The sequence below is a fragment of the Paenibacillus doosanensis genome, assembly GCF_025060755.1.
GTDB lineage: Bacteria > Bacillota > Bacilli > Paenibacillales > NBRC-103111 > Paenibacillus_S > Paenibacillus_S doosanensis.
This window is the reverse complement of the sequence record NZ_JANYUY010000094.1, coordinates 1-10562: the sequence shown is the minus strand read 5'-3', so window position 1 is coordinate 10562 and position 10562 is coordinate 1. Positions and strand designations below refer to the sequence as shown.

10 protein-coding genes are annotated in these 10562 nt (G+C 56.2%); 7 read left to right on the top strand and 3 right to left on the bottom strand.

Annotation, left to right across the window (positions count from 1 at the left end; translation table 11 throughout):
• Nucleotides 1-550: 550 nt before the first annotated feature.
• Nucleotides 551-925, bottom strand: coding sequence for an ArsR/SmtB family transcription factor (locus N0M98_RS33225; protein ID WP_259620459.1), 375 nt, complete (start codon nucleotides 923-925; stop codon nucleotides 551-553).
• Between the two features lies 1 nt (nucleotide 926).
• Nucleotides 927-1352, bottom strand: a complete 426-nt coding sequence (locus tag N0M98_RS33220; protein ID WP_259620458.1) for an SRPBCC family protein — start codon at nucleotides 1350-1352, stop codon at nucleotides 927-929.
• Between the two features lie 326 nt (nucleotides 1353-1678).
• Here N0M98_RS33220 and N0M98_RS33215 point away from each other — a divergent pair, with 326 nt between their 5' ends.
• The 5 genes from N0M98_RS33215 to N0M98_RS33195 all read left to right on the top strand — a co-directional run bounded on the left by N0M98_RS33215 (nucleotide 1679) and on the right by N0M98_RS33195 (nucleotide 6406).
• Nucleotides 1679-2596, top strand: coding sequence for a hypothetical protein (locus N0M98_RS33215; RefSeq protein WP_259620457.1), 918 nt, complete (start codon nucleotides 1679-1681; stop codon nucleotides 2594-2596).
• A 108-nt stretch (nucleotides 2597-2704) separates the two neighbouring features.
• Complete coding sequence (locus N0M98_RS33210) at nucleotides 2705-3451, top strand: ABC transporter ATP-binding protein (protein WP_249865540.1); 747 nt, start codon at nucleotides 2705-2707, stop codon at nucleotides 3449-3451.
• The gene (locus N0M98_RS33205; RefSeq protein ID WP_259620456.1) at nucleotides 3438-4196 is read left to right on the top strand and encodes an ABC transporter permease; all 759 of its coding nucleotides are present in this window, start codon (nucleotides 3438-3440) and stop codon (nucleotides 4194-4196) included. Before N0M98_RS33210 ends, N0M98_RS33205 begins: the two co-directional genes overlap by 14 nt.
• A 13-nt stretch (nucleotides 4197-4209) precedes the next feature.
• Entirely contained in the window at nucleotides 4210-5745 is a 1536-nt protein-coding gene (locus N0M98_RS33200) for a sensor histidine kinase (RefSeq protein WP_259620455.1), read from the top strand.
• Entirely contained in the window at nucleotides 5714-6406 is a 693-nt protein-coding gene (locus N0M98_RS33195; protein ID WP_249865537.1) for a response regulator transcription factor, read from the top strand. Before N0M98_RS33200 ends, N0M98_RS33195 begins: the two co-directional genes overlap by 32 nt.
• 175 nt (nucleotides 6407-6581) lie before the next feature.
• Here the strand turns inward: N0M98_RS33195 and N0M98_RS33190 are convergent, their stop codons facing one another.
• Nucleotides 6582-8072, bottom strand: coding sequence for a discoidin domain-containing protein (locus N0M98_RS33190; RefSeq protein ID WP_249865536.1), 1491 nt, complete (start codon nucleotides 8070-8072; stop codon nucleotides 6582-6584).
• A 313-nt stretch (nucleotides 8073-8385) separates the two neighbouring features.
• Here N0M98_RS33190 and N0M98_RS33185 point away from each other — a divergent pair, with 313 nt between their 5' ends.
• Complete coding sequence (locus tag N0M98_RS33185) at nucleotides 8386-8835, top strand: MarR family winged helix-turn-helix transcriptional regulator (RefSeq protein WP_249865535.1); 450 nt, start codon at nucleotides 8386-8388, stop codon at nucleotides 8833-8835.
• A gap of 64 nt (nucleotides 8836-8899) precedes the next feature.
• The gene (locus tag N0M98_RS33180; protein ID WP_259620454.1) at nucleotides 8900-10138 is read left to right on the top strand and encodes a multidrug effflux MFS transporter; all 1239 of its coding nucleotides are present in this window, start codon (nucleotides 8900-8902) and stop codon (nucleotides 10136-10138) included.
• The last annotated feature ends 424 nt before the right edge of the window (nucleotides 10139-10562 follow it).

Below are 10562 nucleotides of genomic sequence, written 5' to 3'. Positions count from 1 at the left end.
CAATTCGGACGCCTCCAAGTGCAAGGTTTTTCACGGGTTAGCCTTCGTTTTCCTTGCACCTAAATTCGACAAAAGAGGCGCCAAACCCTTGTTACTGTTGAATTTTTGATTTGTTCAGCAAGCCCTAACATAAAATGAAGGCGTTTTCGCGTTTTTTCGACACGATCCGTCATTAGGAAGAACAAGGCAGGCAGTTATCCGACTTATAAACAGTATTATCCACAATACTAACAGGTTTCAAAGCCTTGTTGTGCATAATTCCGTGTATACTTATAAACATATCCACATAGCGAGTTATCCCCAGATTCGCATCTTTGTCCATCCCGGTTATAATCATGCACAAGCATCGACGCCGGGCGCCGAGTTATCCACCGCGGACCGCAGCTGCTCTGCATATGGTGCGGGGGTGGGCGAATCGGCAAAAAAACCTCCGTCTGGTCACGATCGCCGTGACGACGGAGGTTTCGTTTCATCATTAGTGCGATTAGTGCGAGGGCTGCGTTGGATGCGCAGCGCTCGGTGATTCGCGAGGAAAGCGGGCGGCGCCCGCCTAGTCCCCGTCTTCGCCAAGGCGTCCGGCTGCGCGCTCCGCTCCGCTGCTCGGCTCCTCCGCTTCCACATAGCGCTTGAGCGCGGACATTTTATTCTCCCAGTAACGCTCGTAAAACGACAGCCAGCGCTTCAATTCGAGCAGCGGCTCCGGCTCGAGCCGGTATCTCGTCTCGCGGCCGACCTTCCGTTCCTTAACAAGACCGGCGTCGGCCAAAATGCGCAAATGCTTCGAGACGGCGGTCCGGCTCATCGGGAAATGGCCGCTGATCGCGGTAACCGGCATCTCCCGGTCGACAAGCAGCTGCAGCAGGCTGCGACGGGTCGGATCGGCGATCGCCTGAAACACATCGTGCTTAGGTGACGGAGCCGCCATATTAACCCTCGACATAAGCTTGCAGCTTTTTTTGCAATCCGACCCAGCCGCCGGACATTCTGTCGCGCACAAGCCGGTGCGTCTCGCCGAATTCGGTCAGCTTATCCGCATCCCAGCCGCCGTGAATAAGCGTAAATTCCGTCTTGTCTTCCCGCTGAATAAGCTCGAAGGTGACGGTCCAATCTTTGCCCCAGCGAAAGGTTAGCCGGTTCGGCGGATCAAGCTCGGTCACTGTGCAGGGGGAATCCCCGAACGGTCCGGCATTTAATTGAAACTCATAGCCCAGTACAGGCTGAAAATTGTTAGGCATAAACCAGGCGGCGATGCCTTCGGCGGTGGCGACGGCACTCCATACTTTCTGAATGGGCGCGTTCAGCACCAGCGTCTGGCGAATATCCGGCAATGCCGACGGCGATTGGTTATCCATGTATCGTTCCTCCCGTTTGGATTCAGATCGGCTTCTCGATTCCTTTGCGTTCTGATGTCTATTATGACACCGTCAGGTTTCATGTCAAGATAGGCGGTCCGGTATTATTTTGCACAGTTTAAAAGCGTAGTGAAAAAAGAGCGATTTCATCAGCGATTGGAGGATCAAATGGACGCCGCAGCGGACTTTTCACCACGTTTTTAGAAAATTTTAAGATTCTTTTAATAGCCGGTTTAGAGCGGGTTCACCCCGAGTTTATACCTCGGAGGTAAGATGATGGAGAAGGCAAGAGACGCTTTCGAACTTAACTTGAGGAGGAAATGAAGATGAGCAAAAAATGGATCGGAGTCGGCGCGGGATTGACGCTGGGGAGCGCGCTGTTCGTAACGTCGGCGTTCGCCGGAGTCGGCGACGCGGCGGGATACGACGCTTATAAAGCCGCGATCAAAGCGACTGCCGGGGCGCATAACGTAACGGAGCAGATGACGCTGTCCGTGCAGGATAACGGCAGCAAGCTGCTCGACGTCACATCCGTGGTGAAAGCCGATAAGACGGCGCAGGCCGCCAGCGGCAGCGTGAATATTAAGGGAAACGCTGCGGAGGAGACGGTATCGTTCTACCGTCAGGACGGCAAAAGCATCGTGAAAGCCGGCAGCAGCGATGTTTACAATATGATCGGCTCGGATCAGGAGAAAGCAAACCGTTGGAGCAAGAAGGACCGGGAGGCCGGCGCGGATGATTTCGCCAAGGAAAAAGAAAATTTGATCGACGCGCTGGTAGGCCCCTTGAAAGATTATGTCACGGTGGAGCCGCAAGCGGACGGGACGAAGCATATCGGCTTCCAGCTTGGCGCAAGCCAGGTCCCTGCCGTAGTCAATGCGGTCAGCTCCTTCGCCGTCAAAGCGGCTTCGAGCGGTCAGCACGCGGACCGGCAGCTTTCACAGCAGCCTTTCGGTACGGAGCTGGCGAAGCTGAAGGATAGCTTTCCGAAGCTGACCAAGGACATACGGATCGAGCAGGTCGATATGAACGCCGACGTGGACAGCCAGAACCGCATTTCCGGGCAGAAGGTTCAAGTGACGCTGTCCGGCAAGGATGATCAGGGAGCCGCGCATGAAGTCGTCATCGACGTGCAGGTCGGTTTGTCCGGATTCGACGCAACGACGCCCGATCGGGTCGATCTGACGGGCAAGGAAGTGCATACCGTCGACAAGGCAAGCATTGGCCGTCATCACGGGGAATAAAGAGCCGACCGGTTAGAGCGGGCGGCGGAGCATGACGACGGGGGCTGCGCGGACATGCTCCTGCCGTCTCCCGTCGGTCCATATGAATGAGAAGGGGCGAAACAGCGGATGGATATGGTTATCGAAGCCGAAGGCTTGACGAAAATGTATCCGAATCAAAGAGGCATTCGCGATGTCGGGTTCCAAGTGCGCCGCGGCGATATATACGGCTTCCTGGGGCCGAACGGAGCGGGCAAAACGACCGTCATGAAGATCATGGTCAACCTGTGCAGGGCCGACCGGGGCAAGGTGCGCCTGTTCGGCTGCGACATAGCCGCGGATTACGAGAAGGCGATGCGCCGCGTCGGCGTGCTGATTGAACGGCCGGAAGCTTATAACGACTTCAGCGCTTACCGCAATCTGGAGATGGTGCTGCGCTACTATCCCGAGCTGCGCAAAAGCCGCATCGACGAGGCGCTGGAGCTGGTCGGGCTTGGCGGCTTCAAGCATGAGAAGGTCGGGCGCTATTCGCTCGGCATGAAGCAGAGGCTCGGCCTAGCTTCCGCCTTGCTGTCCAAGCCGGAGCTTCTGATCCTCGACGAGCCGACGAACGGGCTCGACATTGAAGGCATGGTCGATATGCGGGAGCTGATCGTGAGGCTGGCGCGGGAAGAACAAATGACGTTCTTCATCTCCAGCCACCTCATTCACGAAATGGAGCTGATCTGCAACCGGGTCGGCATGATTTATAACGGCAAGCTCGTTCGCGAAGGGCTGATGAGCGAGCTCGTCAGCGAGCAGCATCCGACGTTGGAGCATTATTTTGTCGCGCTGGCGAGAGAGGAAAGGAGGGAGCGAGCGCATGTCCGGCTTTAAAGCGAACGTTATTAACGAAATGATCAAGCTCTGTTTGCGCAGAAAATCGCTATGTTTCATGGCGCTGACGGCGCTTCTTCCCGCCGCGGGAGCTATCCTGGTGTCCCGGTTTCAGAGCGGCCTCGGGGTGACGGCGGCGACGGCCGCAGATTTTCCGATCTGGATGCTGGGCTTATTCGCCGGTCTGCTGCTGCCGCTCTTTATTTTTATGGCTGCGTCCGATATGTTTCCCGGCGAACTGGAGAACGGGACGGCGAAGCTTGTGCTGACCCGGCCGGTCACCCGGTTGAATATTTTTGCTTCCAAGCATGTATCAATGGTACTCTACATTTGTATCTTTATCGCGTTGGGTCTGCTTTCTTCCGTCTTGGCGTCCTTCTTTCTTGAGGCCGGCGGCAGCGGCGGCAGAGCGGCCGGGCTGACGCAGAGCTTGCTCGCCTACGGCGCGGCTGTCGTTCCGCTTGCGGCTATCGGCTTTGCGGCGATGCTGCTGGCGCAAGGGTTCAAAAGCGGCAGCGGGGCGCTGACCCTCTGCATTTTGCTGTACGGGCTCGCCAAGCTGGCCGGGCTGCTGTATCCGCAATTCGTCGTTTACTCGCCGACCGATTATACCGATTGGTATATGCTGTGGATCGGCGGAGCGGTCGCTTGGGGCAAAATTTTCGGCATTGCTTCGCTGCTGGCGGGATGGGGTTTGATTTGCTTTTCGGCAGGGTATTTCATCTACGATAAAAAACAATTGTAGGGGTTGAACGCGCGTGTCCATCCGGGTTCGTCTGGTGTTATCCTATATTGCCATGCTGCTCGTTCCGCTCGTTCTGCTGGGCATTGCCGTTATGATCCTGATCGTCGCGCTGCTGGGCGACGTCAGATCGGTATATAAGCTGAACGGCAGCCATATGAACCCGATCGGGGCGATTCTCAAGCAGCAGTCCGCCGTGGAGGCCGAAATCCAGCTGCGCAGCAGGGACAATCCCGATTCGCTGCTCGACTCCGCCGTCCAGGCCGGGCTGGAGGAGAGTTTGAACGCCATCAACATGGAGCTGATCGTGCGCAAAGAAGACGATGTGCTCTTCGCTTCGCCGAAGCTGGCCGAATCCGGTCTGCTGAACCGTTTGCCCGCGTACGGAGAGGCGAATTCCCCGATGGAGAAGTCCGGGAGATGGGAGCGGAAGGAAGAGGGGCGAAGCGGCTGGTTCATCGCGCAGCAGCAGGACACGGTCTTTTCCGACGGCAGCCGGGGCAGCGTCTTTATGGCGATGGATTTCAATGTATTGGGTCGGTTCGCGCACCGCTATTTCAGCTTGTTTTTACTTTCCCTGCTGGCGATTTTGGTGCTGACCAACGGCCTGCTCACTTACTTCGTTTCGCGAAGCATCATCCGGCCGCTGCGTTCTTTGAAGAAAGCCGCCGACCAAATCAAGGAAGGCCATCTCGATTTCGTAGTCAAGCCGGAGTCGAAGGATGAAATCGGCGAGCTGGCCGCCTCCTTCGAGCAAATGCGCAGCAGGCTGAAGGAGTCCGTCGAACGCCAGCTGCAGTACGAGGAAAACCGCAAGGAACTGATTTCCAACATTTCTCACGATCTCAAAACGCCGATTACGGCGATCAAAGGATATGTCGAAGGCATTATCGACGGCGTGACGAACACGCCCGAGAAGCTGGATAAATACGTTAGGACCATTCATACCAAATCGATGCAGCTGGACCGGCTGATTGACGAGCTGTTTCTGTTCTCGAAGCTGGATTTGAACAGCCAACCGTTTCATTTTGAACCTGTGGATCTGATCGCCTTTCTGCAGGATTGCACGGATGAGCTGCAAATGGATATCGAAAAGCAGGGCGTTTCCTTCCGGTTTGTCACGGAGCCGGGGCTTGCTGAGGCCTGGACGGCCGCAGACCGCGACCAGCTTAAGCGGGTGCTGGTCAATATGATTGAAAACGCCATGAAATATATGGATAAAGAGCATGGAACGATCCGTCTGCGCATAGCGGATGCGGGGGAGCATTATATCGTGGAGGTCGAGGATAACGGCCAAGGCATTGCCGCGGAGTCGCTGCCGCATATTTTTGACCGGTTTTACCGGGCGGACCGTTCGCGGAATGCAAGCACCGGCGGCAGCGGCCTGGGGCTCTCCATCGCCAAGCAAATTATCGAGGGCCACGGCGGCGTGATCGGCGCCCGGAGCGAGCCAGGAAAAGGGACGGTTATCTGGTTTACGCTGGATAAACGAAAGGACGACAGGTCGGGAGGAGAAGGCCATGAGCAGCCGCATATTGATCATCGAGGATGAAGCGAGCATAGCCGAGCTGGAGAGAGATTATTTGGAGATAAACGGATTTGCCGTGCAGATGGAGCATAGCGGCGATACGGGGCTGCAGCAGGCGCTAACCGGCGATTACGATCTGGTCATACTGGATCTGATGCTGCCCAAGGTGGACGGCTTTGAAATATGCCGTAAAATCCGCGACAAGCACGACATCCCGATTTTGATGGTGTCGGCCAAGAAGGAGGACATCGATAAAATTCGCGGCCTGGGGCTCGGTGCGGACGATTATATCATCAAGCCGTTCAGCCCGGGGGAGCTCGTAGCTCGGGTCAAGGCCCATCTGTCGCGCTACGAGCGTCTGCTCGGGCATCGCGGGCAGAAGAGCGAAGAAATTCGCATTCGCGGACTGCTGATCGACAAGGCGTCCCGGCGCGTTTACGTGAACGGGCGGGAAGTTGTGTTCACGACCAAGGAGTTCGATTTGCTGGCGTTTCTGGCGTCCAATCCGAACCGGGTGTTCAATAAGGAGCAGCTGTTCGAGCATATATGGGGGATGGACTCGAACGGCGACAGCCCTACGGTGACGGTTCATATCCGCAAAATCCGCGAGAAAATCGAGCTGGACCCGTCAAAGCCGCAATATATCGACACGGTGTGGGGAGCGGGGTACCGGTTTATGCTGTAAACGGCGCCGCGGCGGCCGGGAGCCTGCAAGCTTCGGCTTAGCCGCGCGTACAGCCCGGCAGCGCGAACAAGCCGGCCGTTTCAGGGACTCCCTGAGAAGGCCTTTGCTTGTTCGCGCTGCGTTCTTATTTTGTACCGCCGGTGAGCAGGCCGGACCAACGTTCGGGCGGGATCACCTAATTGGCGTAAACCTCAAACTCGTTGACGTTGGCTTCATCCGAGGCGGATACGACATAGAGCCGGATGTAGCGCGACGTCACGGGAGAGAAGGTGATCGTCTTGGAGGCGCCGATCGTCGTGCCGCTTGCAATGTCGGAGAAATTGGTGCCGTCCGCGGACGATTGCAGCTTGAACGAAGTAATATTGGCGAAATTCGTCTCCTTGATGACGACTTTGCTGTAGGTTTGGCTGGAACCGAGGTCGACGCGCAGCCATTGTCCGGCGCTGGTGCCGGAAGCGGAAGCCCAGCGGGTGCCGGTGGAGCCGTCGACCGCCTTGCCGGCCGCATACGTGCTGCTCCATTCGGTGGAGGCCGAAGCCGTCTTGTTCAGGGCCAGATTGACGGCGGTTCCGGCGCCGTACACGTCTCCGCCTTCGCCGCTCCACGTCATCTCCGTGAACGAGGAAGGGCTCGCGGAGGTAGCCGTATTCGAGCCGGAGGCGTACAAGCCTCCCGAGACGCTCGTCATCGAGTAGTCGGTAAACAACTTGTTGTTGGTAAAGCTCGTATAGATCAAGGCACCGGCCAGATTGACACCGGATAGCGCCTTCATCTCCAGATTGCTGCCGTAGGAATTACCGTCGGAAGCCGTCATTTTATTGCCGCGCACCGCTTGGCCGGTTCCGGCATTGTTCTTGATCGTCGTATTGATCACCTGGACGTTGTTGGCGCGGATGAACAGGCCGTTGTTGCCTACGGTCGATTCGGGAACGGTATTGTTGAAGTCGATGTCGGCGCCGATGACTTTAATATGATGCGTGCCTTCCTTGAAGTCGAAGCCGTCGTTTTTCGTTTGGAACGCGTTGCTGTTCAGGAAGGTAATATAGCCGCTCTGGTCGGCGTTCGGAGCCGTCGTCCAGTTTTGATCCGCGTCGCCTACATAGTAGCCTTCGCCGTATTTGCCGCTTTGGCCGGTATACTGCGCGAGACAGTTGGTGAGCAGCCAATATTGGCTGTTTTTGCGGATTTTAAAGCCTTCGGCTTTGGTGTTTTTGACCGTAACGTTCGTAATATAGCCGTGGGACGCTTCGATGAGCAGCCCTTTATTCGAATTGGAGTTGGAGTTGATCGTAATGTTCTCCATCTTGTAGTAATTATTTTTGATGTAGAACGCTGCGTTGCCGGCGGAAGCCGTGTAATTGAGGGTGGCGCCGCTTCCCGTGCCGCGCAGGGTAATGTAGTTGTTCGCGGAACCGCTTACAGAAGTGCTGATGGTGCCGTCCGAAATCGAATAGGTGCCCGATACTTCGATAATGTCGCCGGGCTGAGCGGAGGCCAAGGCGCTGCGTAGCGCCGCGACGTCGCCCGCAGGCACCGTCGTGGTCGCGGCGAAGGCGGTGGAGACGGTAAACAACGGAACCAGCGTAAAGCACAGTAAAAAAATAACGGATAAGGACAGCGATTTGCTTCTGAGCCGTAGGATCAATGTCTTGCGTTTGCTTGGCATTATTCATCCTCCTCGTAAAATAAGCTTGAGTTCTTCGTGACTCGCAACTACTGCGGCGCTGTATGCGCCGGAACGACTTTCACCTCCTTGGAAGGATTGCGGCCAGATCCGCGCCCCGCATCGCTGCAAAGGCAAAGGGCTGCTGCCGATACCATTAGCTTAGCGAATTTTCCGCCTCTCAGACATAGCCGAAACTCACCTAAACTTTACGAAAACTAAACAGATTTCTTTGGCGAAAGTATTGACTGCCCCGGCTCAATCCTCTACACTAGCATTTGATTAGTTAGCTAATTAAATAAGGGGGGATGCAGCTTTGGACTATAAGCACTCCGATTCTCTGACGCATTTGATGAAGAGCGTGCTGAAGCTCCACCGGCATAATGTCGACCGGCTGATTCAGGAATACGACGTTTATCCCGGCCAGCCGCCTCTTTTGCTGCGCCTTGCCGAGCAGGACGGGCAAATCCAGAAGGAGCTCGCGCAGAAGATCAACATTCAGCCGGCCACGCTCACCGTCATGATTACCCGGATGGAGAAAGCCGGGCTCCTGGAGCGGCGGACCGATCCCGAGGATCAGCGGGTGTCCCGGGTTTACTTAACCGAGAAAGGGCGCATGGCCACGGGGAAGGTCAAGGAAGCGCTGCGAACGATAGAGGAGGCGTGCTTCGGCAACTTCAGTCTGGAAGAGAAGCTGCTCTTCCGCCGCTTGCTGCTGCAGATGCAAAGCGATTTGCAGGCGCTGCCGCCGCAAAAGAACGGTTAAAGCCTCAGATGCCCGCTTTACCAATGAATTCATCCTATTATTGAAAGGCGGGGATTTGCTTCCCATGAGCTCTTCCAAAGATATTACCGCAAATACGCCGCGTTACGGCCGGCTTCGGATGGCGCTGATTCTCGGTGCGTTGGCCTCGTTCGGACCGCTGTCCATCGATATGTACTTGCCTGCGCTGCCGACCTTGGCCGACGATCTGCGCACGAACACTTCGCTGGCTCAGCTCAGCTTGACGTTCTGCCTGCTCGGATTATCGCTCGGGCAGCTGCTGGCGGGTCCTCTCAGTGACGTAAGGGGAAGGCGCAAGCCGCTGATCGCGGGATTGACCGTCTACATGATCGCTTCGCTGCTATGCGCCTTCAGCCCTTCGATCTGGGTTCTGATCGGGCTTCGCTTTATTCAAGGATTGGCGGGAGCCGCAGGCATCGTCATCTCCCGCGCCGTCGTACGCGATATGTACTCTGGCGTGGAGCTGACAAAGTTTTTTACGCTATTAATGCTCGTCAACGGCGTAGCTCCGATCTTTGCTCCTGTAGCAGGGGGTCAGCTGCTGCGCGTTACGGAGTGGCCGGGCGTGTTCATCGTGCTATGTGCATTCGGCGTCCTGATGCTGCTGGCCGTATCGCTCGGCCTGCCCGAAACGCTGCCGGCGGAGCGCAGATCCCAGGGCGGCATCGGCAATACGCTGAAGACGTTCTGCGGTTTGCTAAGCGACCGGACGTTTATGGGGTATGCTCTCGCGCAGGGCTGCGTCATGTCGGCGATGTTCGCTTATATATCCGGTTCGCCGTTTGTGATCCAAAATATTTTCGGCGCTTCTCCGCAATTGTACAGCCTGTTTTTTGCGATTAACGGCTTCGGCATTATTATTGCCAGCCAAGTTACCGGCAGACTGGCCGGACGGGTCGGGGAGACGAAGCTGCTCATCGCAGGTCTTCTGCTGGCCGCGCTCGGCGGAGTGACGCTGCTCATTATGATTCTCGCGGGAGCGGGGCTTGCGGCTATTCTGGTGCCTTTGTTCTTCGTCGTTTCGAGCGTCGGGATCGTCAGCTCGACCTCGTTCGCGCTGGCGATGCAAAACCAGGCGAAAGCCGCAGGCAGCGCCTCGGCGCTGCTCGGTCTCTTGTCGTTCGTCTCGGGGGGCATCGTCGCCCCGTTAGTCGGTCTGGGCGGAGGCGAAACGGCCGTGCCGATGGGGATTGTGATCGCCGCGGCGGATGTCGGAGCGATTCTCTGCTACGTGCTGATGATCCGCCGCAAGAAAACCGCCGTATCGTACTCGGCGGGAGCTTAATGGCGTGGTGAAGAAGTGACCGCCTTTGTAGACGGATTTTCCCCGTTTCACGGGCTTTCCTATTCGAGAAATCCGGGAACAAGAGCGATCGGAAGATGCTTTCGCATGCGCAGTGGGCATTTTTCACCATCTCTCTAAAAGCGTGGTGAAGAAAGAGCGGAGGGGCCATTTGAATCTGGAAAAGCGTAAGCGTTCGCCTTTAAACACGGATTCTCTCCAAAGAAAAACGAAAAAACAATCCAAAGAATCCGTTTGCAACAGTTATCATGAACGAGACAGACTCCCCGTCAGTGCAATGTCTTAGGTTAATTTTGGGAATAATGGTGTAGTAGAAGCTAAACCAAAACCAAAATCAGAGCTAAATTGCAAAGGAGAGTCTGTACTATGAAGGATACCATAAAATACGTAGGCTTAGACGTATCGA

Bases quoted from the DNA above. Each gene is read 5' to 3' on its own strand.
- N0M98_RS33225 (WP_259620459.1), bottom strand. From the start codon at position 925: ATGGCGGCTCCGTCACCTAAGCACGATGTGTTTCAGGCGATCGCCGAT.
- N0M98_RS33220 (WP_259620458.1), bottom strand. From the start codon at position 1,352: ATGGATAACCAATCGCCGTCGGCATTGCCGGATATTCGCCAGACGCTG.
- N0M98_RS33215 (WP_259620457.1), top strand. From the start codon at position 1,679: ATGAGCAAAAAATGGATCGGAGTCGGCGCGGGATTGACGCTGGGGAGC.
- N0M98_RS33210 (WP_249865540.1), top strand. From the start codon at position 2,705: ATGGATATGGTTATCGAAGCCGAAGGCTTGACGAAAATGTATCCGAAT.
- N0M98_RS33205 (WP_259620456.1), top strand. From the start codon at position 3,438: ATGTCCGGCTTTAAAGCGAACGTTATTAACGAAATGATCAAGCTCTGT.
- N0M98_RS33195 (WP_249865537.1), top strand. From the start codon at position 5,714: ATGAGCAGCCGCATATTGATCATCGAGGATGAAGCGAGCATAGCCGAG.
- N0M98_RS33190 (WP_249865536.1), bottom strand. From the start codon at position 8,072: ATGCCAAGCAAACGCAAGACATTGATCCTACGGCTCAGAAGCAAATCG.
- N0M98_RS33180 (WP_259620454.1), top strand. From the start codon at position 8,900: ATGAGCTCTTCCAAAGATATTACCGCAAATACGCCGCGTTACGGCCGG.